This window comes from Roseovarius indicus, assembly GCF_008728195.1.
GTDB lineage: Bacteria > Pseudomonadota > Alphaproteobacteria > Rhodobacterales > Rhodobacteraceae > Roseovarius > Roseovarius indicus.
In genome coordinates this window covers 3,376,355-3,401,207 of sequence record NZ_CP031598.1, presented here as the reverse complement: position 1 = coordinate 3,401,207, position 24,853 = coordinate 3,376,355, and the positions used below count along the sequence as shown (strand labels likewise).

Here is a 24,853-nt window from a genome sequence, read left to right as displayed (position 1 = left end):
ACGGGAAACGAGCGGGCGTGGAATGGCCCGATGGGTGAGAGGTGGGTTTGTACCCACCCTACGGATGGCCGGCGGGTTCGGGCCCGCGTGGCAGGTGAGGCGATATGATTCCTGTGACCGGTTTCGAGAATGCGCGTGTCGGGATCCTCGGGTTGGGGCGCTCGGGACTGTCGGCGGCAAGGGCGCTGCGGGCAGGCGGGGCGCATCCGGTCTGCTGGGACGACAACCCGGCTGCAAGGGAGATGGCCGAGACCGAAGGGTTCGACGTGGGCGACCTGTTGCGGGAGGGGGCGTTCGATGCGATTGCGCGGCTGATCGTGTCGCCAGGGATTCCGCATCTCTACCCCGCCCCGAACAAGGTCGTGGCCAACGCGCTCAGGGCCGGGGTGCCGGTGGACAACGATATCGGGCTTTTTTTCCTGTCGCTCGGCACCGAGAAGTGGGCCGAGTTCGACGACCCGCCCAAGGTGATCGCGGTGACGGGGAGCAACGGTAAGTCAACCACGTCGGCCCTTATCCATCATGTGCTGGAGCATGCGGGCAAGACGTCGCAACTGGCCGGGAATATCGGGCGCGGGGTGCTGGATATCGACCCGCCGGATGATGGCGGGGTCGTGGTGCTGGAGCTGAGTTCCTACCAGACGGAGCTGGCGCGCGCGCTGACGCCGGATGTGGCGGTGTTTTCCAACCTGTCGCCGGATCACCTTGACCGGCACGGGGGGCTGGGCGGGTATTTCGCGGCCAAGCGCCGGCTGTTTGCCGAGGGTGGGCCGGATCGGGCGGTGATCGGCGTGGATGAGCCGGAGGGGCTATTCCTGGCCGGGCAACTCTCGGAAGGGCCGGACGATGCGCGGGTGATCCGGGTGTCGGTGGAGGGCAAGCTTTCGGGGCCGGGATGGTCGGTGTTTGCCAAGAAAGGCTATCTGAGCGAGTACCGGAAGGGGAAGCAGACCGGGTCGATCGATCTGCGCCCCGTGAAGGGCCTGCCGGGGCGGCACAATCACCAGAACGCCTGTGCGGCCTATGCGGCGTGCCGGGCGCTGGGGCTGTCGCCCAGGGTCATCGAGCAGGGGTTCCACAGTTTCGAGGGCCTGCCGCATCGCAGCCAGGTGATTGCCGAGAAGAATGGCGTGACCTTCGTCAATGACAGCAAGGCGACGAATGTCGACTCGGCGCTGAAGGCGCTGGAGGCGTTTTCGAGCATCCGCTGGATCTGTGGGGGGCTGGAGAAGGAAGGCGGCGTTGGCGGGCTGAAGCCGGGGCTTGCGAACGTGGTGAAGGCCTATGTCATCGGGCGGGAGGCGGCGGAATTCGCCATGCAGCTCGAGGGTGTGGGCGCCGAGGTCTGCACCACGATGGCGGCGGCGGTGGCGCAGGCGATGGACGAGGCGCAGCCGGGCGATACGGTGCTGCTCGCGCCGGCGGCGGCGAGTTTCGACCAGTACGACAATTTCGAGAAACGCGGCGAGGACTTCATCGCCGAGGTGCAGGCGCGGCTTCAGGCGGGCCTTTAGGTCGGATGCCCGGTTGGCCCGCGTGCTTTCCCGACGTGGGGCCTGGCGGCACTGTCGGATGCCTCCGGCGGGGATATTTGGGCCAATAAGAAACGGGAGGGGGCCAGTCTTCGAGGGGCGTGTTGCGCCTTGGTGGGGGCGGGCAAAGAAAAACCGCCGCCCCGGGGGGCGGCGGCCTGATCAGGCGCTATGCGCGCTGAATCAATTCCAGAAGCCTTCGTCGACGCTTTCCAGCTCTTCGAGGTCTTCCTCGTTCTGGCGCGTGACGTAGCCGTAGGTGGCGTCGTCGACCGCGACGAGGTTCAGGTCGTCGATCGAGATCAGCACGTGCTTGTCGGCGATGTCGAGGAAGCCGCCGACCTCGGCCACGATGCCGGTGACCTGGCCGTCTTGCGACAGCACGACGTCTTCGATTTCGCCGATGGTGTTCCACTCGGAGCCGACTTCGTTATGCACGGTGGTCGGGTTCCAGCCTTCGTCATTGGCTTCGTTGACGGTGTAGATGTTGCCGCCGGTGATGTCGCGCGTGCGGATCAGTTTGCCCTGCATGCCGTTCATGTCGGCGCTCTTGGTGCCCTCGGTCATGCTGGCTTCGGTTTGCATCTCGCCGTCGTCTTCTGCGTTCGACATGTCCTCGGACATATCGGTGTCGCCGCTCATCCCGGCGTCCTGTTCCGTCTGGCCGCTATCGCTTGCGCCGGATTGGGTCATTTCCTCGTCGCCGTGGTTGTCGGCAACGGCGGTCGACGCGGCAACGATCAGCGCGAGCGTGGATGTCGTCAGGCGGTTCATGATGAGTCTCCTTCTTTGCTTTCTGCTGGAGATTCAACGAAGTGCAGGAATGTGTGTTCCTTTCCGGTCAGGGAAATTTTTTTCCGGTCAGGTGCGGGCGCGGATGGCCTGGCCCGCTGCCCAGCCGGACGACCAGGCCCATTGGAAGTTGTAGCCGCCGAGCCAGCCGGTGACGTCGACCGCCTCGCCGATGATGTAGAGGCCGGGGGTGTGGGCCGACATCATGGTCTTGGAGGAGAGGCCCGCGGTGTCGACGCCGCCGAGGGTGACTTCGGCGGTGCGGTAGCCTTCGGAGCCGGTGGGCTTGAGGTGCCAGTTGCGCAGGGTGTCGGTGATTTCGGAGAGGCGGGCGTCGGACTGGTCGGCGAGGTTGCCGGTCAGGCCAAGCTCGGGGGCGAGGTGGTCGACCAGCCGGGCGGGGAGGTGGCGGGCCAACTCGGTGGTGAGGTTGCGGCGGCCCTCGCGCTGGCGCTGATCGCGGAGGGTGTCGAAGAGGGTGCCGGCGGGGTCGAGGTCGAGGATGATCTCGTCCCCTTCGTGCCAGTAGGAGGAGATTTGCAGGATGGCCGGGCCGGAGAGGCCGCGATGGGTGAAGAGGATGGCCTCGTCGAAGGCAGTGCCGTTGCAGGTGGCGCGGCCGGGCGCCGACGTGCCGGAGAGCGGCGCGAAGCGCTGGTCGGAGAAGGTGAGGGGGACGAGGGCCGGGCGGGTGTCGGTGATGGCGTGGCCGAACTGGCGGGCGATGTCGTAGGCGAGACCGGTGGCGCCCATGGCCGGGATGGACTTGCCGCCGGTGGCGAGCACGAGGTTGCGGGCACGCACGGAGATGCGCTGGCCCTCGCGGTCGAGGGCGATGCGAAAGCGGTCGCCGTCATGGGAGACGCCGGCGACGGAGGTCTGAAGCCAGAGATCGGCGCCGGCCGCCGCCAGCTCGTCGCGGAGCATGGCGATGATCTGGGGGGATTTGCCGTCGCAGAAGAGCTGGCCCAGGGTCTTTTCATGCCAGGTTATGCCGTGGCGGGCGACGAGATCGATGAAGTCCCACTGGGTGTAGCGCTTGAGGGCGGATTTGCAGAAATGCGGGTTGCCGGACAGGAAATTATCGGGGCCGGCGTGGAGGTTGGTGAAATTGCAGCGACCGCCGCCGGAGATGCGGATCTTCTCGCCGGGGGCCTTGGCGTGGTCGATCAGCAGGGTGCCGGGGCCCGCATGGGCCGCGCACATCATGCCGGCTGCGCCGGCGCCGAGGATCAAGGTGTTGACATCCATTTCCGTGACGTGCCCGAGCGGTGCGTTCCCGTCAAGTCCTTGATAAGTGTCTGATATCGTACACTGACTTCCGTCGCGTCATGCGTGAATCGGTTGGAACTCTGAGCGCCGCGTTCCGTTCCTCTCTGGCAAACTCAAGACAACTGCGAATTAACTGGAGGAGTCAGATGAATATCCAGACACGACCCGACGCGATGACTGCTCAGGACGAGTATCCGACACGAGTTGCCGGCCAGGAGCGGCTGATGCCGCGCAAGGACCCGGTTCTGTGGTCGGAATGGTCCGAGGGCGCGCCGATCAGCAAGGCGGAGGCGGAGCACTATGACGAGAAGGGTTATCTCGTGCGCCGCGACATGTTTGACGAGGACGAGCTGAAGATGCTGACCGAAGTGGCGGACGAGCTGCGTGACGGTGGTGCGGGGATCCCCGATGCCGACCTGATCCGCGAGCCCGACAGCGACGCGGTACGCACGGTCTTCCGTCTCGATCGTCATTCCAAGGTATTCCGCCGACTGGCCTGTGACACGCGCATGGCTGGAGTGGCCGAGTTCCTTCTGAACGATCAGGTCTACCTTCACCAGTCGCGCCTGAACTACAAGCCGGGCTTTGCCGGCAAGGAGTTCTACTGGCACTCGGATTTCGAGACCTGGCACGCCGAAGACGGGATGCCCCGGATGCGGGCGGTGTCGGCCTCGGTTCTGCTGACGCCGAACGGGCCGCATAACGGGCCGCTTCTGCTGGTGCCGGGCTCGCAAGGCGTGTTCATCAGCTGTGCCGGAGAGACGCCGGAGGACAACCACGAAACCTCGCTCAAGGAGCAGAAGGTGGGTGTGCCGCAGCCGACCACGATCGAACGGCTGGCCCGTCAGGCCGGCGGCATCGACTGTGCGCAGGGTGCGACCGGTACGGTGATCTTTTTCGAGTGCAACACGTTGCATGGCTCGAACGGGAACATCTCGCCCGATCCGCGCGCCAACGCGTTCTTTGTCTACAACGCCATGTCGAACGCGCTGACCGAGCCCTTTGCGGCGCCGTCGTCGCGGCCGGATTTCCTTGCCAATCGCGAGGTGCCGGAGGCGATTGCACCGGTCAAGGGCCGGCTGACCGCGTAAAGCACGACCCGGTGGGGTTCAGAAAGCTTCCCACCGGGGCGATCTGCTGCTAGACTGCCCCGAGAGCCCCCGTCGAAAGAGGGGCCGGTTAAAGGCAGAGCGGCAGTGTCATGACGGAAATGGTCTATGGGGCCGTCCCGGCGCGGGATGGTGACCCGGTTCTCCCCAGGTGGTGGCGGACGATCGACAAATGGTCGATGTCGTGCATCCTTATCCTGTTTGGCATCGGTATCCTTCTTGGGCTTGCGGCGTCGCCGCCGCTGGCCGAGAAGAACGGTTTTCAACCCTTTCATTATGTCGAGCGCCAGGCGGTCTACGGATTCCTCGCGCTCATGGCGATGTTCCTGACGTCGATGATGAGCCCTCAGCTTGTCAGGCGGCTGGCGGTGATCGGCTTTCTCGGGGCTTTTGCGGCGCTGGTGATGCTGCCGGTGTTCGGGACCGATTTCGGCAAGGGCGCCGTGCGCTGGTACAGCCTTGGCTTCGGCAGCCTTCAGCCCTCGGAATTCCTCAAGCCCGGTTTCGTGGTCGTGGCCGCGTGGCTGATGGCGGCGAGCCAGGAGATCAACGGACCGCCGGGTAAGAGCTGGTCTTTCCTGCTGGCGCTGGTGATCGTGGCGTTCCTGGCCATGCAGCCCGATTTCGGGCAGGCCTGCCTGGTGCTGTTCGGCTGGGGCGTGATGTATTTCGTGGCCGGTGCGCCGATCGTGCTGCTTGTCGGCATGGCGGTCTGTGTCGTGGCGGTGGGCAGCTTTGCCTATTCCAATTCCGAGCACTTCGCCCGGCGGATCGACGGGTTCCTGAGCCCTGACGTGGACCCCAACACCCAGCTTGGTTTTGCCACCAACGCCATCCGCGAGGGCGGGTTCTTTGGCGTGGGCGTGGGCGAGGGCGAGGTGAAATGGAGCCTGCCGGACGCGCATACCGACTTCATCATCGCGGTTGCCGCGGAGGAATACGGGCTGATCCTTGTTCTCTGCATCATCGCGCTTTACACGCTCATCGTCTTGCGGTCGCTGTCGCGGCTGATGCGGGAACGCGACCCGTTCATCCGGCTGGCGGGCACCGGGCTGGTGGCGATCTTCGGCGTGCAGGCGATGATCAATATCGGCGTGGCGGTGCGGCTTCTGCCGGCGAAGGGCATGACGCTGCCCTTCGTCAGCTACGGCGGGTCGTCGCTGATTGCCGGCGGGATCGCGGTGGGGATGCTGTTTGCCTTCACCCGGAGCCGGCCGCAGGGCGAGATCCGCGATATCCTGCGGGGCCGCGGACGGTAGAAAGCCGGGCGGAAACGTGCGACAAGCAGGTGCCCCAACGAAGAAAGGTATCTGGCAGTGAGTGAACGCAAGCCTTTACTGGTTATCGCGGCAGGCGGCACTGGCGGCCACATGTTCCCCGCCCAGGCCCTGGCAGAGGTGATGCTGCGGCGGGGCTGGCGGGTGAAGCTGTCGACCGATGCGCGCGGCGCGCGTTACGTCGGCGGATTTCCGCATTCGACCGAGATCGAGCAGGTCGCCAGTTCGACCTTTGCGCGGGGTGGTATCCTCAACAAGCTGCTGGTGCCGTTCCACGTGCTGGGTGGCGTCATCGGCGCGAGCCTGCGGATGATGCGCGACAAGCCTGATATTGTGGTGGGGTTCGGCGGCTATCCGACCATTCCCGCCCTGTCGGCGGCCTGGGTGCTGCGGCTGCCGCGGATGATCCATGAGCAGAACGGCGTGCTGGGCCGGGTGAACCGGATCTTTTCGAAGAAGGTCGATGCGGTGGCCTGTGGCACGTGGCCGACCGAGCTTCCCGAGGGGGTCGAGGGCGTGCATGTGGGCAACCCGGTGCGCGCGGCCGTGCTTGAGCGGGAAGGGGCGGGGTATATTCCGCCGGGGGATTACCCGATGTCGGTGCTGGTCATCGGCGGCAGCCAGGGCGCAAGGGCGCTGTCGGACGTGGTGCCGCCGGCGATTGCCAGCCTGCCGATGGAGCTTTTGCGCAATATCCGCGTAAGCCACCAGGCGCGCGAGGAGGATGGCGAGCGGGTGGCGGCCTTCTATGCCGAGAACGGCATCGATGCGGATGTCGAGCCGTTCTTCCGCGACGTGCCGCGCCGGATGAGCGAGGCGCAGCTGGTGATCAGCCGCGCCGGGGCCTCTTCGGTGGCCGATATCAGCATCGTCGGGCGGCCGTCGATCCTGATCCCGTATCCCTATGCCGCCGGAGATCACCAGAGCGCCAATGCCAAGGGGCTGTCGGAGGCCGGGGCGGCGGTGGTGATCCCGGAATCGAAACTGGGTGTCGAGGTGCTGGCCGAGCAGGTAGAGAGCATCCTCACGAACCCGCAGGGCGCCCTGCTCATGGCAAACGCCGCGCTGAGCGTGGGCAAGCCGGACGCGCCGGAAGAGCTGGCCGACATGGTCGTGGCGCTGGCCGAGAAAGGACAAAAGACATGAATGCAGCCACCAAGCTTCCCGGAGATGTCGGGCCCATCCATTTCGTGGGTATCGGCGGCATCGGGATGTCGGGCATCGCCGAGGTGCTTCTGAACCACGGTTACGTGGTGCAGGGGTCGGACCTGAAGAGCTCGAAGATCACCGAGCGGCTGGTGGAGCTGGGCGCGATGGTGTTCGAGGGGCAGAGGGCCGAGAACCTCGAGGATGCCGAGGTGGTTGTGATTTCCTCGGCGATCAAGCCGGATAACCCGGAACTGATGGAAGCGCGGCTGCGCGGATTGCCGGTGGTGCGCCGGGCCGAGATGCTGGCCGAGCTGATGCGGCTGAAGTCGAACGTGGCGGTGGGGGGCACCCATGGCAAGACGACGACCACGACGATGGTCGCCGCGCTGCTGGATCACGGGAATTTCGACCCGACGGTGATCAATGGCGGGATCATCCATGCCTATGGCAGCAACGCCCGGGTGGGCGAGGGCGAGTGGATGGTGGTCGAGGCTGACGAGAGCGACGGCACCTTCAACCGGCTGCCCGCGACGATTGCCATCGTCACCAATATCGACCCCGAGCACATGGATCACTGGGGCGATTTCGACACGCTGCGTCAGGGCTTCTACGATTTCGTCAGCAATATTCCCTTCTACGGGCTGGCGGTGTGCTGCACCGATCATCCGGAGGTGCAGGCGCTGGTGGGCCGGATCACCGACCGCCGGGTTCTGACCTTCGGGTTCAATGCGCAGGCCGATGTGCGGGCGGTGAACCTGTCCTACGAGGCGGGCGTGGCGCATTTTGATATCGCGTTGCAGGCCGAGGGCGAGATGATCGAGGGCTGCACCCTGCCGATGCCGGGCGATCACAACGTGTCGAACGCGCTGTCGGCGGTGGCCGTGGCGCGGCACCTGGGCATGAAGCGGAGCGAGATCCGCGAGGCGTTGGCGAATTTCGGCGGGGTGAACCGGCGGTTCACGCGGGTGGGTGAGGTGGACGGCGTGGCCATCATCGATGATTACGGCCATCACCCGGTCGAGATTGCCGCCGTGCTGAAGGCCGCGCGGCAGGCCTGTTCGGGCCGCGTGATCGCGGTGCACCAGCCGCACAGGTACTCGCGGCTGTCGAGCCTGTTCGATGATTTCTGCGCCTGTTTCAACGATGCCGACGTGGTGGCGATTGCCGATGTCTATGCCGCGGGCGAAGACCCGATCCCGGGGGCGAGCCGAGACGATCTGGTGGCCGGGCTGATCCGGCACGGCCACCGGCATGCGCGGGCGATCCGCGACGAGGACGACCTGGAACGTCTGGTGCGCGAGCAGGCGGGGCCGGGAGACATGGTGGTCTGCCTGGGCGCCGGGACGATCAGCGGCTGGGCCAACAACCTGCCGGGGCGGCTGCAGCGGAAAGCGGGCTGATGGACGGGGCGGCATCGGAATTTTGGAAAATTCCGATCCGGAAAACGGGGGTTTTCCGGTGCGCCCCGCACCGGCGGCGAGAGACGGAATTTTGGAAACTTCCGGATCGTTTTCTTCGAAGAAAACGAGACCGACGCAGGGGCGCGGATGGTCGATGAGCTGAAACGGCGGATCGGGCTTGGCCTTCTCACTGCCTATGGCGTGGGCGTCATGGTGGGCGCGGGGATCTACGTTCTGGTGGGTGCCGTTGCGGCCGAGGCCGGGCTTTGGGCGCCGCTATCCTTTGTCATCGCCGGCTTGATCGCGGCGCCGACGGCGTTGTCTTATGCCGAGTTCTCGACCCGTCTGCCGGAAGCGGCGGGCGAGGCGATCTACGTCGCCAAGGGGCTGGGCGTGCGTTGGTTGGGCGCTGTCGTGGGCCTCGGGATCGTGGCGGCTGGCGCGGTGTCGGCGGCCGCTGTCTTGCGGGGCGGGGCCGGGTACCTGACGGCCGTGACCGACCTGCCGTTCGACTGGACCGTCGCTGGCCTCGGCCTGTTCCTTGTGGCGGTGGCGATCGTGGGGGTGCTGGAAAGCCTGGCGCTGGCCGCGCTCTTCACGGTGGTCGAGGTTGCGGGGCTGGGGTTGGTGATCTTTGCCGGGGCGACGGCGGCGCCGGTTGCCGATTTCAGCATGCCGCCCGAGATCGTCTGGTCGGGCGTCACGGCGGGCGCGGTGCTGGCCTTCTTTGCCTTCATCGGCTTCGAGGATATCGTCAACATGGCCGAGGAGGTCGCCCGGCCCGAGCAAGTGCTGCCACGGGCGATCCTGCTGTCCTTGCTCATCACCAGCCTGCTTTATGCACTGGTGTCGTTCGCCGCCGTGCGATCGGTGCCGCTGGAACGGCTGGGCGAGAGCGAACAGCCGCTGGCACTGGTCTGGCAGGCGGCGCGCGGAGGCGATGCGGCCTTCCTTTCGCTGATCGCGGTGGTGGCGGCGCTGAACGGGGTGCTGGCGCAGATCGTGATGGCGAGCCGGGTCTTGTTCGGTCTCGGCAAGCGGACGGCGGTTCTGTCGGTCTTTCACCATGCGCATCCGCGCTTCGGCACGCCGGTTCTGGCGACGTTGCTGGTGGGGGCGCTGGTCATTCCCGGTGCATTGCTGCTGCCGGTGTCCGACCTGGCCGAGGTCACGTCGGCCATTCTGCTGGGGGTGTTCGTATTGGTCAACGCGGCGCTGATTGCCATGAAGCGGCGCAGCCCCGAGGCGCCGTTCCGGGTGCCGGTGGTGGTGCCGGCCTTCGGGCTGGTGGCGTCGCTGGCCGCGCTGGCCGTAACCTTCGGAGTGGGAACATGACGACACTGACATTCGTACTGGCCTGTCTATGGGTGATCGCGGCCGCGCTGGTGGCGATGCTGCCGATGCGCTGGCAGTTCGCGCCGGGCCTCGTTCTGTTGCTGGGGGCGCCGGTGCTGATCTGGCGGCTGGGGGTCGAATATGGCTGGCTGGCCGCGGCGGTGGCGTTGCTGGCGGTTCTGTCGATGTTCCGGCGGCCGTTGCAGTATTACCTGAAGCGGGCGACGAGCCGGGGCAGGGAGACGCCGGAATGAACCTCTCGATCATCCTGGCCTGTTGCTGGGCTATCGTGGCCAACGTGCTTGCGATGATGCCGAGCGACGACAACCACTGGCGGCGGGCCTACCTGCTGATCGCGGCGGGCATCCCGATCCTGGGCTACGTGACCTATCAGAACGGGCCATGGTGGGGGCTTGCGGTGCTGGTGGCGGGGATGAGCATCTTGCGCTGGCCGGTGATCTACCTGGGCCGCTGGCTGCGGGGGCTGGTGCGGTGACCCGGCGCTTGCCACGTGGACGGGCGGGCGCGTATGGTGCTGCATGGTCTACCTCATACCGCTGCTGTGCTTCGTTCTTCCGCTGATTGCCGCCGTGCTGCTGCTGCGTGGCGGGCGCGGTTTGGTGGTGGCTGTTCTGGTTTTTGTGCTGGCGGTGGTGATGGCATGGGCCATCTGGAAGGGCCGGCAGCTTTCGGGCTGGGACGGGCTCGGGTACGCGATCGTTGCCATGCTGATGTGCGCGCCGGGTATCCTCGGGCTGCTGGTGGGCAGTGGCATCGGCTGGTGGCAGACGCGGCGGACGGCCGTGCAGGAGTGAGGCCGGCTCGGCGGGGCTGATCCTGTGAAAGCCTGTGGCGCGGCCGGGCGGCAGCTAGGGGCTTGCGGCGATGCGCGCGGGCCAGTAGCAGGATTTCCATGACAGATATGCCGACACCCCGCGGGAAACTGACCCCCGATCGCCCGCTCTCCGACCTGACCTGGCTGCGCGTGGGCGGCCCGGCGGATTTCCTGTTCCAGCCTGCGGATACCGAGGATCTGGCGGCGTTCCTTGCGGCGCTCGACCCGGAGGTGGCGGTGTTCCCGATGGGGGTGGGCAGCAACCTGATCGTGCGCGACGGGGGCTTGCGGGCCGTGGTTGTCCGGATGGGCCGGGGGTTCAACGGGATCGAGGTCGAGGGCAACCGGGTGACGGCGGGGGCCGCCGCGCTCGATGCGCATGTGGCGCGGAAGGCGGCGGACGGTGGCGTCGACCTGACGTTTTTGCGGACCATTCCGGGCGCCGTCGGCGGGGCCGTGCGGATGAATGCCGGCTGTTACGGCACCTATACCGCGGATGTGTTCGTAAAGGCACAGGCGGTGACGCGGGCGGGCGAGGTGGTGACGCTGACCGCCGAGGACCTGAATTTCCGCTACCGGCAGACCGATCTTCCCGAGGGCTGGGTGATCACCGAGGCGGTGTTCGAAGGGCCGACGGGGGACCCCGAAGAGTTGCATGCGCGGATGGCCGCCCAGTTGAAGAAGCGCGACGAAACCCAGCCCACAAAGGACAGGACCGCCGGCTCGACCTTTCGCAACCCCGCCGGGTTTTCCAGCACGGGCCGCGCGGATGACGTGCACGACCTCAAGGCGTGGAAAGTGATCGACGACGCCGGGATGCGCGGGGCGCGGCGCGGTGGGGCGCAGATGAGCGAGAAACATTCGAACTTCCTGATCAACACCGGGGAGGCCACGGCCGCCGATCTGGAAGGTTTGGGCGAGGACGTGCGAAAAAAGGTTTTTCAATCCAGCGGAATAGAGTTACATTGGGAAATCATGAGGGTCGGCGAACCGGCCCCGGATAGCCAATAAGGCGGTTAGAAATAAGAGAGCCGAAGAACGGTTCGGGACATTGAGGCACCAAGGTGGGTATGTCGAGCAGGACACCCCCGAAAGTGGCGGTAATCATGGGCGGCCCGTCGGCCGAGCGAGAGGTCTCGCTGTCGACAGGGCGGGAATGCGCCGCCGCGTTGCGGGAAGCGGAATGTAACGTGATCGAGGTCGATGCCGGCCGCGATCTTTCCGAGCGTTTGGCCGAGATTTCCCCCGATGTCGTCTTCAACGCGCTGCATGGCCGGTGGGGCGAGGACGGCTGTGTGCAGGGGATGCTGGAATGGCTGCAGATCCCCTATACCCATTCGGGCGTGCTGGCCTCGGCGCTGGCGATGGACAAGCAGAAGACCAAGGCGGCTTATGTCGCCGCCGGGTTGCCGGTGGTCGACAGCATCATCGCGCCGGCCAAGGAAGTGAAGCGGCGGCACGTGATGGAGCCGCCCTACGTGGTCAAGCCGAACAACGAGGGGTCTTCCGTCGGGGTGTATCTCGTGCGCGAGGCCGCGAACACGCCGCCGCAATTGTCGGACGACATGCCCGAGCAGGTGATGGTCGAGCAATACGTGGCGGGCCGGGAGCTGACGACGTCGGTGATGGGCGACCGGGCGCTGACGGTGACGGATATCATCACCGAGGGCTGGTACGACTATCACGCGAAATATGCCGAGGGCGGGTCGCGTCACGAGGTGCCGGCGCAGGTGCCGCAGGAGATCTTCGATGCCTGCATGGACTATGCGATGCGGGCGCATAACATTCTGGGCTGTCGCGGGCTCAGCCGGACCGATTTTCGCTGGGACGAAAGCAGGGGGCTCGACGGTCTCGTGCTTCTGGAAACCAATACGCAGCCGGGCATGACGCCCACCTCGCTGTCGCCCGAGCAGGCGCAGAAGGTGGGGATTTCGTTCCCGGAGCTGTGCCGCTGGCTGGTGGAGGATGCGTCGTGCAACAGGTGACGACCCGAAATGACCCCGCACCGTCGCGGCTGACCTACCGGATGCAGCGGCTGATGCTGACGCCGCTATTCCGCATTCTGCTGCGGGTGGGCGTGCCGTTCTGCCTGACCTTTTCCGTGGCGACCATCTACCTGTCGGACGACGACAGGCAGGCCGCGATCCAGGCCACCTTTGCCGACCTGCGCAAGCAGATCGAGACGCGGCCGGAATTCATGGTCACGGAACTGTCGATCGAGGGCGCAAGCGCCAACGTGGAAGAGGATATCCGCGAGATCTTTCCCTTCGATTTTCCGGCGAGTTCCTTCGATATCGACCTTGAGCATGTGCGCAACATGATCGTGGGTCTGCCCGCCGTGGCCGAGGCCAGCGTGCGTGTGCGGCAGGGCGGGGTTCTGGTGGCGAAGGTGACCGAGCGCGAGCCGGTGGCCGTTTGGCGCACCTGGGACGGGCTGGGGCTTGTCGACAAGCAGGGCTACGTGGTGGCCGAGATCTCCTCGCGCCTCGACCGCTCGGACCTGCCGGTGATCGCAGGCAAGGGTGGCGACAAGGATGTGCCGGGCGCGCTTTCGATCCTGCAGGCGGCGGCGCCGCTGGGCGACCGGGTCAAGGGCCTGGTGCGGATGGGCGAGCGGCGGTGGGACGTGGTTCTCGACCGCGGGCAACGGATCCTGTTGCCAGATGAAAACCCGGTGCGGGCGCTGGAGCGGGTGATCGTGCTGGACGAGGTGCAGGACATGCTCGAGCGCGACGTGGTCGTTGTCGACATGCGCCTGGCGGAACGGCCGACCGTAAGAATGAACGAGCACGCCCTCGAAGAATGGTGGCGCGTAACCGAGATGATGGCAGGGACAGATAACCAATGATCGAGCTTTACGATTCCCAACGGGCAATGCGGAACATGCGCAAGGCGGCCATTCAGCGGGGCGTTGTCGCCGTGCTGGACGTGGGCACCTCGAAGATCGCCTGCCTCGTGCTGCGTTTCGACGGCACCGAACGGTTGCAGGATCAGGACGGCATCGGCGCCTTGGCCGGGCAGGCGGGGTTCCGGGTGATCGGCGCCGCGACGACACGGTCGCGCGGAGTGCGCTTCGGCGAGATCGCCGCGATGCAGGAGACGGAGCGCGCCATCCGCACCGCGCTTCAGGCGGCGCAGAAGATGGCGAATATCCGGGTGGATCACGTGATCGCCTGTTTCTCGGGGGCCAGCCCGCGGTCTTACGGGCTGGCGGGGCAGGTGGAGCTCGAGACCAACACGGTGAGCGAGCAGGATATCAGCCGGGTGCTGTCGGCCTGCGAGGTGCCGGATTACGGCGAGGGGCGCGAGGTGCTGCACGCCCAGCCGGTGAATTTCGCGCTCGACCATCGCTCGGGCCTGTCGGACCCACGTGGCCAGATGGGGCAGGCGCTGTCGACCGACATGCACATGCTGACCGTCGATGCGGCGGCGATCCAGAACCTTGCGCATTGCGTGAAGCGGTGCGACCTGGAACTGGCGGGGCTGGCCTCGTCATCCTATGTGTCGGGGATCTCGGCGCTGGTCGAGGACGAGCAGGAGCTGGGCGCGGCCTGTATCGATCTGGGCGGCGGCAGTGCCGGTATCTCGATCTTCATCAAGAAGCACATGATCTATGCCGACAGCGTGCGGATCGGCGGCGAACACGTCACCGGCGACATCTCGATGGGGCTTCAGGTGCCCAAGACGGTCGCCGAGCGGATCAAGACCTTCTACGGCGGGGCCGTGGCCACCGGCATGGATGACCGCGAGGTGATCGAGATCGGCGGCGAGACGGGCGATTGGGAACACGACCGCCGCAAGATTTCACGGGCCGAGCTGATCGGCATCATGCGACCGCGGATCGAGGAGATCCTCGAAGAGGTGCGGGCCAGGCTGGATGCGGCCGGATTCAGCTACCTGCCGAGCCAGCAGATCGTGCTGACCGGCGGGGGGAGCCAGATTCCGGGTCTCGATGGTCTGGCGAGCCGCATTCTCGGACAGCAGGTGCGGCTTGGCCGGCCGCTGCGGGTGCACGGTCTGCCGCAGGCGGCGACGGGGCCGGGCTTTGCCAGCGCCGTGGGCATGTGCCTTTTCGCGGCCAACCCGCAGGACGAGTGGTGGGATTTCGAGATTCCGGTCGATCGCTACCCGGCCCGGTCGTTGAAACGAGCCGTAAAATGGTTCAAGGACAACTGGTAACCGCAAGATGTGGCTGAATCGGCGAAATCCCGCGTTTCGGCCAAATAAATCAGCCATATTTTGTGTTTTTCCGGTGTTTTTTGGGTGACGAAAAGCCCAAGCATCGTTAAGATCGGTGAAATATAGGCGGAAAAAGCCCGGCATACGGGCAAAACAGCAGGCGGACAGAGCTAATGACATTGAACCTCACGATGCCAGGTCAGGAAGAATTGAAACCCCGGATCACCGTTTTCGGGGTCGGCGGGGCCGGCGGCAATGCGGTCAACAACATGATCGAGAAGCAACTCGAAGGGGTTGATTTCGTCGTCGCCAACACGGATGCGCAGGCGCTGAGCCAGTCGAACGCCGAAAACCGCATCCAGCTGGGCGTGAAGGTGACCGAGGGTCTGGGCGCGGGTGCCAAGGCCGCGATCGGGGCCGCTGCCGCCGAGGAGAATATCGAACAGATCGTCGACCACCTGGCCGGCGCGCATATGTGCTTCATCACCGCCGGCATGGGCGGGGGCACCGGCACCGGCGCCGCGCCGATCATCGCGCAGGCCGCCCGAGAACTGGGCGTGCTGACCGTGGGCGTCGTGACCAAGCCGTTCCAGTTCGAGGGCGGCAAGCGGATGAAGCAGGCCGAGGACGGCGTGGACGCGCTGCAGAAGGTCGTCGACACGCTGATCATCATTCCGAACCAGAACCTGTTCCGGCTGGCCAACGAGAAGACCACGTTCACCGAGGCGTTCTCGATGGCCGACGACGTTCTTTACCAAGGCGTAAAGGGCGTAACCGACCTGATGGTGCGCCCCGGCCTGATCAACCTCGACTTTGCCGACGTCCGCGCCGTGATGGACGAGATGGGCAAGGCGATGATGGGAACGGGCGAGGACGATGGCGAAGATCGCGCTATCCAGGCCGCCGAGAAGGCCATCGCCAACCCGCTGCTGGACGAAATCAGCCTGCAGGGTGCGAAGGGCGTTCTGATCAACATCACCGGCGGGCACGACCTGACCCTGTTCGAACTGGACGAGGCCGCGAACCGCATCCGCGAGGAAGTGGACGCCGACGCCAACATCATCGTCGGCTCGACGCTGGATCCGTCGATGGAAGGCATGATGCGCGTGAGCGTGGTTGCCACCGGTATCGACGCCAGCAACGTGCATACCGATATCCCGGTGCCGCGCCGCTCGCTGGCGGAGCCGCTGAAACCGGCACGTGAGCAGATGGTCGAGCCCGAGGCGCCCGCCGCCGAGGACATGCCGCAAGTGGCCGCCATGTCGGAACAGCCGGCGCCTGCCGCACAGGCCGAGCCGGAACCGACGCTGTTCAACAGCTTCGATGCGCAGAGCGCCGCGGCTGACGACCAGTACGACAATGTCTTCGGATCCGACGAGGACGTGGCGACGGATGACGACGGTCTGCCCGCGCCGGCCTATCAGCCTGCGCCCGAGCCGGAAGCGCCGGTCGCTGCCGAGGAAGACGACATGCGCGAGACGTTCGTCGCGCCGCGCGGCCCGTCGCTGGGTGAGCCGTCGCCCGACGCGATGGCCCGCCTGCAGGCCGCCGTCGGCCGCAGCCCGGGCCAGCAGCCGCAACCGCGCGCTGCAGAGCCGGCCGCTCCGCGGGAAGCTGCCGCCAGCGGCGAGAAATCGCGCTTCGGCATCAACTCCCTGATCAACCGGATGACCGGCAGCGGCAGCGAAGGTGCGCAGGGCGGTGCACGGCCCGCCCGCCAGCAACCGCCGGTTCAATCCCGTCAGGCGCCCCAGGAAGACGCCTATGAAGACGAAGATGACCAGATCGAAATTCCCGCTTTTCTGCGCCGCCAGGCCAACTGAACAAGCGAAAAATCACGCAGGAAAAGGGCCGTTTTTAACGGCCCTTTTTCTTTGTTTTCAGCGGTTTGACCGGTTTGCCGAGTCGGGTGAGCGGAATCTTGCCAAAGCCCTTTCCGGGATGTTTCAGGACGTTGCAAAGATTGAGTTGTTAATCGCCGGCCCCATAATTAGACAAAATTGTAACACGAACTGCCCGAACCTGATCATCGAGGTCAACCTTGCAGAATACGATCAAAACCGCTGTTTCCTTCTCCGGCGTCGGCCTGCATTCCGGCCTGCCGGCGCGGGTGACGATCAAGCCGGCCGGCCCGGAATGCGGCATCGTTTTCCGCCGCACGGACTGTGCGCTCGGGCAGAACGACATTCCCGCCCTGTGGGACCAGGTGCTGCAGTCGCCGCTTTGCACGCGCATCGTCAACCGGCACGGTGTCGAGCTTTCGACGGTCGAACACATCATGGCCGCCCTGGTGGGCTGTGGCATCCACAATGCCCTCGTCGAGGTGAGCGGCCCGGAAGTGCCGATCATGGATGGCAGCGCCTCGGTTTTCGTGCGGGGTATCCTGTCGAAAGGCATCCGGAGCTCGGACGCGCCGGTGAAGGCGATCCGTATCGTGAAGCCGGTCGAGGTGCGTCGCGGTGACGCGACCGCGCGGCTGGTGCCGCACGAGACGCTGCTGATCGAATTCAGCATCGATTTCGAGGACACCGCCATCGGCAGCCAGAAGAAGACGCTGAACATGTCGAATGGCAGCTTCGTGCGCGAGTTGTCGAACAGCCGCACCTTCTGCCGTCAGGCGGATGTGGATGCAATGCTGGCGAACGGGCTGGCGCAGGGGGGGACCCCCGGCGTCAACGCCGTGGTGTTCGACGGTGACCGGGTGATTTGCCCGGGCGGCCTGCGCCATGCCGACGAACCGGTGCGCCACAAGATGCTCGATGCGCTTGGCGACCTTGGCCTTGCCGGCCTTCCGATCCTTGGCCACTACCAGGGCGCCCGTGCGGGCCATGCCCTGACGAATGACCTTCTCAGGGCGCTTTTCGCCGACCCGGAGGCCTTTGAAGTGGTGGAATGCGACGCGGAAATGGGCGCCCGTCTGCCGGGCGCCGGCGTGCATCTTCGGGAAATTCCCGAAGTCGCCTGAGAAGGCGGTGCCGAAAGGCGCCAAAGTGATTTTGCATCACGGATTTATGTGCTAGGACCAAGGCCGACCGCCGGATTTGGTCCGGCCAATTTTTTGCAACTGGGTGAGTTCTAGCATCATGACATCGGCCAAATTTCGTACCGGTCTGGCAGGCATTCTGGTGGCAGGTATGGCATTGTCGGGCTGCTCCGGCGCTGACAGCGTTGAGCGTGGGGACGCGAATTACGAAAACTACACGGCCGAGCAGATCTTCGAGCGGGGCGAATACGACCTCGCGCGGAACAACCCGGACCTTGCCGCAAGTGTCTTTGCCGAGGTCGAACGGCTGTACCCGTATTCGGAATGGGCCAAGCGGGCCGTGATCATGCAGGCCTATGCCTATCACGAAGCCAAGGATTACGAGAACAGCCGCTCGGCGGCGCAGCGTTACGTCGATTTCTACCCGACGGACGAGGATGCGGCCTATGCCCAGTACCTGTTGGCGCTGAGCTACTACGACCAGATCGACGAAGTCGGCCGCGACCAGGGCCTGACCTTCCAGGCGCTGCAATCGCTGCGGACGGTCATCGAGCGCTATCCTGACAGCGAATATGCCAAGTCGGCGGTTCTGAAGTTCGACCTCGCCTTCGATCACCTTGCATCGAAGGAAATGGAGGTGGGCCGCTACTATCTGAGACGCAGCCACTTCACCGCGGCGATCAACCGGTTCCGCGTGGTGGTCGAGGATTTCCAGACGACGACTCACACCGCCGAGGCGTTGCACCGGCTGGTCGAGGCGTACTTGTCGCTTGGTCTGACCGACGAGGCGCGGACCGCGGGGGCGATCCTTGGCTACAACTTCCGTGGCACCGAATGGTACGAGGACAGCTACAAGCTGTTGACCGGTCGGGGCCTGACGCTGGAAGCGGTGGGCGACAACTGGCTGCGGAAGGTGTATCGCCAGATGATCCAGGGGCGTTGGCTGTAAAACGGGGTGGGGAGACCCACCCGTCTGACGGGTTGGCCAGATGCTGCGCGCACTTGATATTCGCGACATCCTTATCATCGATCACCTCGAGCTGGAGTTTCAGCCGGGGTTGAACGTGCTGACCGGGGAAACCGGCGCGGGTAAATCCATCCTACTGGATTCGCTCGGCTTCGTGCTGGGCTGGCGCGGGCGGGCCGAGCTGGTGCGGCAGGGGGCCGACCAGGGCGAGGTGATGGCGGAGTTCGACCTTGCGCCGGGGCATCCGGCGCGGGCGGTTCTGGCCGAAGCCGGGTTGCCCGAGGACGATACGCTTCTGTTGCGGCGGGTGAATTCGCGCGATGGGCGCAAGACGGCCTATGTGAATGACCGGCGCTGTTCGGGGGAGGTGCTGCGGCAGCTGTCGGATACGCTGGTGGAGTTGCACGGGCAGCAGGATGACCGGGGGTTGCTGAACCCACGCGGGCATCGGGCTTTGCTGGACGAATATGGTGGGCTCGAGGCCGGGCGCGGTGCGGTGCGGCAGGCGTGGCGCGAGATGCGCGAGGCGCGGGTGGCCTTGGACGAGGCCGAGGCGGCGCTGGAGAAGGCGCGGGCCGACGAGGATTTTCTGCGGCATGCGGTGGGCGAGCTGGACAAGCTGTCGCCGGAGCCTGGCGAGGAAGAGGAACTGGACCGCCGCCGCCGGATGATGCAAGCGGCTGAACGGATTCGCGAGGACGTGGCGAAGGCGCAGGCGGCCTTGGGGCACGAGGGCGCCGAGGGGGCTGCGGGTGATGCGCTGCGCTGGCTCGAAGGTGTGTCGGACAGTGCCGAGGGGGAACTTGACGAGCCGATGGCCGCGATTGGCCGGGCGATGGTGGAACTGGACGAGGCGGCCTCTGGCGTGGGGCGGTTCCTGGATGCGCTGAGTTTCAACCCGACCGAGCTGGAAGAGGCCGAGGAGCGGCTGTTCGCGATCCGGGCGCTGGCGCGGAAACATGGCGTGATGGCGGATGAGCTTGCGGGCTTCACGGATGACCTGCGGACTAGGTTGAATGCCGTGGAGCAGGGCGATGCGGATATCGCGGCGCTGCGGAGCGCGGTGACGAAGGCGGAAGAGGCGTATGGCGCCGCGGCGGACAAGCTGAGCGCCTCGCGCAAGGAGGCGGCGGCGCGGCTCGACAAGGCGATGAGCAACGAGCTGGCGCCGCTGAAGATGGAGCGGGCGGCGTTCGAGACCAAGATCGACACGGTCGAGGCGGGCCCCGACGGGCAGGACGGGGTGACCTTCACGGTCGCCACCAACCCCGGGGCGCCGGCCGGGCCGCTGAACAAGATCGCCTCGGGCGGGGAGCTGAGCCGGTTTCTTCTGGCGCTGAAGGTCTGCCTGACGGGCGATGACAGCTCGGTCACGATGATTTTCGACGAGATCGACCGGGGTGTCGGCGGGGCCACGGCGGATGCCGTGGGTCGGCGGCTGGCGCGGCTGGCCGATCAGGGGCAGGTGCTGGTGGTGACGCACTCGCCCCAGGTGGCGGCCCGTGCCGCGCATCACTGGCAGGTGGCCAAGCGCGTGGAGGGTGAGCAGACGCTGTCGACGGTGGCGCCGCTGGCCGGGTCGGAACGGGTCGACGAGATCGCGCGGATGCTGTCGGGCGACACGGTCACCGCCGAGGCGCGCGCGGCGGCCGAGGCCCTGATGGCGGGCTAGGGCGATGCGCCGGGCTGTTCCTGCCGGAGCGGTTTACTTCTTTCTGGTGTTTGTGGCTGGCTTTGTGCTTGGGACGTTTCGCGTGCTTGTGGTGCTCCCGCGGATCGGGGAGCTGGCGGCGGTGCTGCTGGAATTGCCGGTAATGCTGGGGCTTTCCTGGGTGTTGGCCGGGGGGCTGGTGGCGCGGTTAGCGGTGCCTGCGACTGGTCTGGCACGCGCCGTCATGGGGGGTGTTGGCTTTGCGCTGTTGTTGGCGGCCGAGATGCTGCTGGCAGTCACGGTATTCGGCCAGCCGGTGGCAGCCCACCTGGCGCATTACGCGACATTGCCGGGCGCGGTCGGATTGGCGGGGCAGGTCGGGTTCGGGCTGATGCCGCTCTTGCGGCGAATGGCCTAGGGCCCGACAAGGTGGCTTTTGAAGAAGGCGATCATCTTCGCGCGGCTGTCGGTTTCGGCCTCGGGGTTGTTGCCGACGAGGTGGCCCTGAAAGGTCTGCTCGGGGATCTGCAGGTCGAAGCTGTGGGCGGCGCCGGGGTAGACATGCACGGCATAATCGGCGCCCTCGGCGGTAATCGTGGTGCAGTCGTCGGGCGGCACCCAGTCATCGGCGGCGCCGCCGAAGACGATGAGGGGCGTGGTCAGTTCGGCCTTCGCCCCCAGCCGGTTGAAGGCGCCGCACCACGGGTAATAGGCGGCGAGCGCGCGGAATTCGCGCGTGTCGCGCTGTGACAGGCGGATGGTGACGCTGCCGCCATTCGACTGTCCCATGACGAAGATGTTGGCGCCGTCGACTTGGGGTTGGCTCAAGAGGAAGGCCTTGGCGTCATGCGCGTCCTGCATGCGATAGCTGCGGGCCCTGCGAAGGCGTTCGTAGGTTTCGCAGACATGGCCGCCGCCGATACCGCGGGGGCCGAAGCTGTCGAGAACGAGGGTGACGAAACCCGCGTCATTGAGCGCCTTGGCATGGATGTCGAGCGCCTCGGCCACCGCCGGCTGAAGCCCGCCGCAGCCATGCATCAGGATGACGGCAGGGTGGGGGCCGGGCCCGGAGGGCCCTTGCAGGGTGGCGTCGAGCGTGACCGGTGCGCCCTCGTACTGGCTGTCGGCGGGGAAGCTGACGCTTTCGGCAAGCGCGGGGCCAGCAAGGCAGGCGAGCAGGGCGGCGAGGCGGAGGAGCATGGCGAGGCCTTCGGCGATCAGTTGCGCGGCGGCACGAGCTTGCCGGGGTTCATGATGTTGTCAGGGTCGAGCGCGGTCTTGATCGCGCCCATGACCGACCATGCGGGGCCGTGCTCGCGCGACATGTAGCCCAGCTTGCCGATGCCGATGCCATGTTCGCCGGTCGAGGTGCCGCCCAGCGACAGCGCGAGGTCGACCAGCCGCCTGGAGGCGTCGAGCACGCGCTGTTTCTCGTCGGCATCGTCGGGGTCGAACATCAGGATGGCGTGGAAGTTGCCGTCGCCCACATGGCCGAGAATCGGCCCGTTGACGTCATGCGCCTTGAGGTCGGCACGGCAGGTTTCGACCGCCTCGGCCAGCCGCGATATGGGCACGCAGACATCGGTGACCACCGCGCGGCAGCCGGGCCGGGAAGCGATGATGGCGTGATAGGCATTGTGCCGCATCGTCCAGAGTGCGTTGCGGTCTTCGGGCTTGGTGGCCCAGTCGAAGCCGGATCCGCCATGTTCCTCTGCGATGGCGCCGAAGGTTTCGGCCTGTTCGGCGACGCCGGTGTCGGAGCCGTGGAATTCGAGCAGGAGGTGGGGTTTCGGGGGCAGGGTCATGCCGGAATAGACGTTCACCGCCCGGACGCTGTCGATGTCGACCAGTTCGATTCGGGCGACGGGGATACCCATCTGGATGGTGTCGATCACGCAGTTCACCGCCTGATCGACCTCGGGAAAGGCGCAGACGGCCGAGGAAATGGCCTCGGGGATGCCCTGAAGGCGCAGGGTCAGTTCGGTGATGAGGCCCAAGGTGCCCTCGGAGCCCACGAAGAGCCCGGTCAGGTCGTAGCCGGCCGAGCTTTTGCGGGCGGCGCTGCCGGTGCGGATGACCTCTCCCTTTGCGGTGACCACCTCGAGCGCCATGACGTTGTCGCGCATCGTGCCGTAGCGCACGGCCGTCGTGCCGCTGGCGCGGGTCGAGGCCATGCCGCCGATCGAGGCGTTGGCGCCGGGATCGACGGGGAAGAAGAGACCGGTGGCGCGCAACTCCTCGTTCAGGGCCTGGCGGGTGACGCCGGGCTGAACGCGGACATGCATGTCTTCCTGCGAAATCTCGAGTACCTTGTTCATGCGCGCGAAGTCGACGCAGACGCCGCCCTGGAACGCCTGGGCCTGCCCCTCGAGCGAGGTGCCTGTGCCCCAGCCGACAACCGGGCAATGGTGCTCGGCGCAGATTTTCAGGACGCTCGCGACCTCTTCGGTGGTCTCGGGATAGGCGACAGCATCGGGGGGCGAGATGGGGAAGTGGGTTTCCGATTGGCCATGCTGGGCGAGTTCACCCTTGGAGCACGTCAGACGTTGTCCTAATAAGGTGGACAAGTCGCCGATCGCAGCCTGGATAGTCATGCAAAGCCCTTTCCCACGTTCAAGTGCCAAGACTAGTCGAAGCGGCACGTGGGGGAAAGCGCGGGCGATGCGGGATTGTCGTCCGGCATGACACAATCATCCCGGCATTTCCTGAGTGTCAAACTGAACGCAGCGACGATGGCCATGAAGAACGGCTGGCGGGTGCTGCTCGACCGGGGCCCGAGCCAGTTTCAGTTCTGGCTGATCGCGCTGGCGATCGGAATCGCCGCGGGGTTTGCCGCCCTGCTGTTCCGGCGGGGAATCGATGCGCTGCAGACGTTGGTCTACAGCGCGCGGGATATGGCGCATGTGCACAGCGCGGCGCAGGTCTTGCCGTGGTACTGGGTCATGATCGTGCCGATCCTTGGCGGTCTGGTCGTGGGGTTCATCCTGCACCGGTTCACGCCGGACGGGCGCGTGCGTTCGGTCTCGGACGTGATCGAGGGCGCGGCCTTGCAGGAGGGCCGGGTCGAGGGGCGCGAGGGGCTGGCCTCGGCGGCGGCGTCGATCATCACGCTGGGCACCGGCGGGTCGAGCGGGCGGGAAGGGCCGGTGGTGCACCTGGCCGGCGTGATCTCGTCCTGGGTCAGTAATAGGATCAATGCCGACGGGATCACCGGGCGCGACCTGCTGGGATGCGCGGTGGCGGCGGCGGTGTCGGCGTCGTTCAACGCGCCCATCGCCGGGGCCCTGTTCGCGCTGGAGGTGGTACTTCGGCATTTCGCGCTGCATGCCTTTGCCCCGATCGTCATTGCCTCGGTGGCGGGAACGGTGATCAATCGGCTGGAATTCGGCGACGTGACCGAGTTTTCCCTGCCGATGGCCAGTGTGCTGGAATTCTATGTCGAATTGCCCGCCTTCCTGATCCTCGGGCTGGTCTGCGGGCTGGTGGCGACGGCGCTGATGCATGCGATCCTCTTTGCCGAGGACATGGCGAGCTATGTCCAGTTGCGCACGAGGATGCCGCGATGGCTTCGACCGGCCGTGTCGGGGGCTCTGCTGGGGCTGCTGGCGATCTGGTTCCCGCATATCATCGGGGTCGGATACGAGACGACGTCGCTGGCGCTGACCGGGCAGTTGGTGCTGCACGAGGCCATGATTTTTGCGGTGCTTAAGGTGGTGGCGGTGTCGATCACGCTTGGCGGGCGGATGGGCGGCGGCGTGTTCTCGCCCTCGCTGATGGTGGGCGCGCTGACCGGGCTGAGCTTCGGGCTGATCGCCACGGGCCTTTTCCCGGAAGTGTCGGGGTCATCGACGCTCTATGCCCTGGCGGGCATGGGGGCGGTGGCCGCGGCGGTGCTGGGGGCGCCGATTTCGACGACGCTGATCGTGTTCGAGCTGACGGGCGACTGGCAGACAGGGCTGGCGGTGATGGTGGCGGTGTCGATGTCGACGGCGCTTGGCTCGAACCTGGTGCGGCGCTCGTTCTTCCTGACCCAGCTGGAACGGCGCGGCGTTCAGGTGGCGGCGGGGCCGCAGGCCTACCTGCTGTCGATGTACCTGGTGTCAAATGTGATGCGGCCGAAAGGGGCGGAGAAGGCCGCGCCGGAGGACCGTTGCTGGGAGCTGATCGGCGATGGCATCTATGTCGACGGGTCGGCCACGCTCGAGGCGGCGATGGCGGTGTTCGAGCGTGCCGCGGTGCCGTTCGTGCCGGTGGTGACGCTGAAGGGGGAGGGCGAGCCGCCCGATCTTCTGGGCGCGCTCTTTCATGTCGATGCGCTCAAGACCTACAACCGCGCGCTGGCGGCGGTATCGAAGGAAGAGCACAGCTAGGA

General features: G+C 66.0%; 23 protein-coding genes. 19 read left to right on the top strand and 4 right to left on the bottom strand.

Annotation, left to right across the window (positions count from 1 at the left end; all coding sequences use genetic code 11):
* The first annotated feature begins 104 nt into the window (after window positions 1-104).
* Complete coding sequence (gene murD / locus RIdsm_RS16215; RefSeq protein ID WP_057818627.1) at window positions 105-1,514, top strand: UDP-N-acetylmuramoyl-L-alanine--D-glutamate ligase; 1,410 nt, start codon at window positions 105-107, stop codon at window positions 1,512-1,514.
* A gap of 201 nt (window positions 1,515-1,715) precedes the next feature.
* Here the strand turns inward: murD and RIdsm_RS30860 are convergent, their stop codons facing one another.
* Together RIdsm_RS30860 and RIdsm_RS16205 are read right to left on the bottom strand one after the other, a co-directional pair.
* Window positions 1,716-2,306: a PRC-barrel domain-containing protein gene (locus RIdsm_RS30860; RefSeq protein ID WP_338049621.1), complete on the bottom strand. Its 591-nt coding sequence runs from the start codon at window positions 2,304-2,306 to the stop codon at window positions 1,716-1,718.
* An 87-nt stretch (window positions 2,307-2,393) separates the two neighbouring features.
* Window positions 2,394-3,575: a BaiN/RdsA family NAD(P)/FAD-dependent oxidoreductase gene (locus RIdsm_RS16205; protein WP_057818626.1), complete on the bottom strand. Its 1,182-nt coding sequence runs from the start codon at window positions 3,573-3,575 to the stop codon at window positions 2,394-2,396.
* A gap of 167 nt (window positions 3,576-3,742) precedes the next feature.
* Here RIdsm_RS16205 and RIdsm_RS16200 point away from each other — a divergent pair, with 167 nt between their 5' ends.
* The 17 genes from RIdsm_RS16200 (at window position 3,743) to RIdsm_RS16120 (ending at window position 20,899) form a co-directional block, all read left to right on the top strand.
* Window positions 3,743-4,687: a phytanoyl-CoA dioxygenase family protein gene (locus RIdsm_RS16200; protein WP_064259960.1), complete on the top strand. Its 945-nt coding sequence runs from the start codon at window positions 3,743-3,745 to the stop codon at window positions 4,685-4,687.
* A gap of 110 nt (window positions 4,688-4,797) precedes the next feature.
* Window positions 4,798-5,964: a putative lipid II flippase FtsW gene (ftsW, locus tag RIdsm_RS16195; protein ID WP_057818624.1), complete on the top strand. Its 1,167-nt coding sequence runs from the start codon at window positions 4,798-4,800 to the stop codon at window positions 5,962-5,964.
* Window positions 5,965-6,075: 111 nt separating this feature from the next.
* Window positions 6,076-7,128, top strand: coding sequence for a UDP-N-acetylglucosamine--N-acetylmuramyl-(pentapeptide) pyrophosphoryl-undecaprenol N-acetylglucosamine transferase (locus RIdsm_RS16190; protein WP_057818622.1), 1,053 nt, complete (start codon window positions 6,076-6,078; stop codon window positions 7,126-7,128).
* Window positions 7,125-8,531, top strand: coding sequence for a UDP-N-acetylmuramate--L-alanine ligase (gene murC / locus RIdsm_RS16185; RefSeq protein ID WP_057818620.1), 1,407 nt, complete (start codon window positions 7,125-7,127; stop codon window positions 8,529-8,531). The genes RIdsm_RS16190 and murC overlap by 4 nt, the downstream gene beginning before the upstream one ends.
* A 147-nt stretch (window positions 8,532-8,678) precedes the next feature.
* On the top strand, window positions 8,679-9,866 hold the full coding sequence (locus RIdsm_RS16180) for an APC family permease (RefSeq protein WP_057818617.1): 1,188 nt from the start codon (window positions 8,679-8,681) through the stop codon (window positions 9,864-9,866).
* A complete protein-coding gene (locus tag RIdsm_RS16175; RefSeq protein ID WP_057818615.1) occupies window positions 9,863-10,120 on the top strand; it encodes a DUF2484 family protein in 258 nt (85 codons plus the stop codon). Before RIdsm_RS16180 ends, RIdsm_RS16175 begins: the two co-directional genes overlap by 4 nt.
* The gene (locus RIdsm_RS16170; RefSeq protein ID WP_057818613.1) at window positions 10,117-10,362 is read left to right on the top strand and encodes a DUF2484 family protein; all 246 of its coding nucleotides are present in this window, start codon (window positions 10,117-10,119) and stop codon (window positions 10,360-10,362) included. The genes RIdsm_RS16175 and RIdsm_RS16170 overlap by 4 nt, the downstream gene beginning before the upstream one ends.
* A gap of 43 nt (window positions 10,363-10,405) precedes the next feature.
* A complete protein-coding gene (locus tag RIdsm_RS16165) occupies window positions 10,406-10,681 on the top strand; it encodes a hypothetical protein (RefSeq protein WP_057818611.1) in 276 nt (91 codons plus the stop codon).
* 98 nt (window positions 10,682-10,779) lie between these two features.
* The gene (gene murB / locus RIdsm_RS16160; protein WP_057818609.1) at window positions 10,780-11,712 is read left to right on the top strand and encodes a UDP-N-acetylmuramate dehydrogenase; all 933 of its coding nucleotides are present in this window, start codon (window positions 10,780-10,782) and stop codon (window positions 11,710-11,712) included.
* 95 nt (window positions 11,713-11,807) lie between these two features.
* Complete coding sequence (locus RIdsm_RS16155) at window positions 11,808-12,686, top strand: D-alanine--D-alanine ligase (RefSeq protein ID WP_057818607.1); 879 nt, start codon at window positions 11,808-11,810, stop codon at window positions 12,684-12,686.
* Window positions 12,674-13,549 carry a cell division protein FtsQ/DivIB gene (locus tag RIdsm_RS16150; protein ID WP_057818605.1) on the top strand — a complete coding sequence of 292 codons (876 nt, stop codon included), beginning with the start codon at window positions 12,674-12,676 and terminating at the stop codon, window positions 13,547-13,549. Before RIdsm_RS16155 ends, RIdsm_RS16150 begins: the two co-directional genes overlap by 13 nt.
* On the top strand, window positions 13,546-14,880 hold the full coding sequence (ftsA, locus tag RIdsm_RS16145) for a cell division protein FtsA (RefSeq protein ID WP_057818602.1): 1,335 nt from the start codon (window positions 13,546-13,548) through the stop codon (window positions 14,878-14,880). Before RIdsm_RS16150 ends, ftsA begins: the two co-directional genes overlap by 4 nt.
* Before the next feature lie 173 nt (window positions 14,881-15,053).
* Window positions 15,054-16,703 carry a cell division protein FtsZ gene (gene ftsZ / locus RIdsm_RS16140; protein ID WP_057818600.1) on the top strand — a complete coding sequence of 550 codons (1,650 nt, stop codon included), beginning with the start codon at window positions 15,054-15,056 and terminating at the stop codon, window positions 16,701-16,703.
* A 218-nt stretch (window positions 16,704-16,921) separates the two neighbouring features.
* On the top strand, window positions 16,922-17,845 hold the full coding sequence (lpxC, locus tag RIdsm_RS16135) for a UDP-3-O-acyl-N-acetylglucosamine deacetylase (RefSeq protein WP_057818598.1): 924 nt from the start codon (window positions 16,922-16,924) through the stop codon (window positions 17,843-17,845).
* A gap of 169 nt (window positions 17,846-18,014) precedes the next feature.
* Window positions 18,015-18,812 carry an outer membrane protein assembly factor BamD gene (locus RIdsm_RS16130; protein ID WP_235607911.1) on the top strand — a complete coding sequence of 266 codons (798 nt, stop codon included), beginning with the start codon at window positions 18,015-18,017 and terminating at the stop codon, window positions 18,810-18,812.
* Window positions 18,813-18,852: 40 nt separating this feature from the next.
* Window positions 18,853-20,502 carry a DNA repair protein RecN gene (gene recN / locus RIdsm_RS16125; protein WP_057818594.1) on the top strand — a complete coding sequence of 550 codons (1,650 nt, stop codon included), beginning with the start codon at window positions 18,853-18,855 and terminating at the stop codon, window positions 20,500-20,502.
* A gap of 82 nt (window positions 20,503-20,584) precedes the next feature.
* Window positions 20,585-20,899: a hypothetical protein gene (locus RIdsm_RS16120; RefSeq protein WP_143100314.1), complete on the top strand. Its 315-nt coding sequence runs from the start codon at window positions 20,585-20,587 to the stop codon at window positions 20,897-20,899.
* Here RIdsm_RS16120 and RIdsm_RS16115 read toward each other — a convergent pair.
* Both RIdsm_RS16115 and RIdsm_RS16110 read right to left on the bottom strand, forming a co-directional pair.
* Window positions 20,896-21,681, bottom strand: a complete 786-nt coding sequence (locus RIdsm_RS16115; RefSeq protein ID WP_057818589.1) for a dienelactone hydrolase family protein — start codon at window positions 21,679-21,681, stop codon at window positions 20,896-20,898. The two genes, RIdsm_RS16120 and RIdsm_RS16115, sit on opposite strands and share 4 nt — an antisense overlap.
* Window positions 21,682-21,698: 17 nt before the next feature.
* Window positions 21,699-23,075 (bottom strand): FAD-binding oxidoreductase, encoded by a 1,377-nt coding sequence (locus tag RIdsm_RS16110; protein WP_057818587.1) that lies wholly within the window; start codon window positions 23,073-23,075, stop codon window positions 21,699-21,701.
* 87 nt (window positions 23,076-23,162) lie between these two features.
* On the opposite strand from RIdsm_RS16110, the gene RIdsm_RS16105 reads away from it, so the two are divergent.
* Window positions 23,163-24,851: a chloride channel protein gene (locus RIdsm_RS16105; protein WP_057818586.1), complete on the top strand. Its 1,689-nt coding sequence runs from the start codon at window positions 23,163-23,165 to the stop codon at window positions 24,849-24,851.
* Window positions 24,852-24,853: the final 2 nt, after the last annotated feature.

Excerpts from the sequence above, each read along its gene's own strand:
- RIdsm_RS16170 (WP_057818613.1), top strand. The coding sequence starts at position 10,117 with ATGAACCTCTCGATCATCCTGGCCTGTTGCTGGGCTATCGTGGCCAAC.
- RIdsm_RS16110 (WP_057818587.1), bottom strand. The coding sequence starts at position 23,075 with ATGACTATCCAGGCTGCGATCGGCGACTTGTCCACCTTATTAGGACAA.
- ftsA (WP_057818602.1), top strand. The coding sequence starts at position 13,546 with ATGATCGAGCTTTACGATTCCCAACGGGCAATGCGGAACATGCGCAAG.
- murC (WP_057818620.1), top strand. The coding sequence starts at position 7,125 with ATGAATGCAGCCACCAAGCTTCCCGGAGATGTCGGGCCCATCCATTTC.
- RIdsm_RS16205 (WP_057818626.1), bottom strand. The coding sequence starts at position 3,575 with ATGGATGTCAACACCTTGATCCTCGGCGCCGGCGCAGCCGGCATGATG.
- RIdsm_RS16200 (WP_064259960.1), top strand. The coding sequence starts at position 3,743 with ATGAATATCCAGACACGACCCGACGCGATGACTGCTCAGGACGAGTAT.
- murB (WP_057818609.1), top strand. The coding sequence starts at position 10,780 with ATGACAGATATGCCGACACCCCGCGGGAAACTGACCCCCGATCGCCCG.
- RIdsm_RS16115 (WP_057818589.1), bottom strand. The coding sequence starts at position 21,681 with ATGCTCCTCCGCCTCGCCGCCCTGCTCGCCTGCCTTGCTGGCCCCGCG.
- RIdsm_RS16175 (WP_057818615.1), top strand. The coding sequence starts at position 9,863 with ATGACGACACTGACATTCGTACTGGCCTGTCTATGGGTGATCGCGGCC.
- RIdsm_RS16165 (WP_057818611.1), top strand. The coding sequence starts at position 10,406 with ATGGTCTACCTCATACCGCTGCTGTGCTTCGTTCTTCCGCTGATTGCC.
- RIdsm_RS16155 (WP_057818607.1), top strand. The coding sequence starts at position 11,808 with ATGGGCGGCCCGTCGGCCGAGCGAGAGGTCTCGCTGTCGACAGGGCGG.
- ftsZ (WP_057818600.1), top strand. The coding sequence starts at position 15,054 with ATGACATTGAACCTCACGATGCCAGGTCAGGAAGAATTGAAACCCCGG.
- murD (WP_057818627.1), top strand. The coding sequence starts at position 105 with ATGATTCCTGTGACCGGTTTCGAGAATGCGCGTGTCGGGATCCTCGGG.
- RIdsm_RS16105 (WP_057818586.1), top strand. The coding sequence starts at position 23,163 with ATGACACAATCATCCCGGCATTTCCTGAGTGTCAAACTGAACGCAGCG.
- RIdsm_RS16180 (WP_057818617.1), top strand. The coding sequence starts at position 8,679 with ATGGTCGATGAGCTGAAACGGCGGATCGGGCTTGGCCTTCTCACTGCC.
- RIdsm_RS16130 (WP_235607911.1), top strand. The coding sequence starts at position 18,015 with ATGGCATTGTCGGGCTGCTCCGGCGCTGACAGCGTTGAGCGTGGGGAC.
- RIdsm_RS30860 (WP_338049621.1), bottom strand. The coding sequence starts at position 2,306 with ATGAACCGCCTGACGACATCCACGCTCGCGCTGATCGTTGCCGCGTCG.
- recN (WP_057818594.1), top strand. The coding sequence starts at position 18,853 with ATGCTGCGCGCACTTGATATTCGCGACATCCTTATCATCGATCACCTC.
- RIdsm_RS16190 (WP_057818622.1), top strand. The coding sequence starts at position 6,076 with ATGTTCCCCGCCCAGGCCCTGGCAGAGGTGATGCTGCGGCGGGGCTGG.
- ftsW (WP_057818624.1), top strand. The coding sequence starts at position 4,798 with ATGACGGAAATGGTCTATGGGGCCGTCCCGGCGCGGGATGGTGACCCG.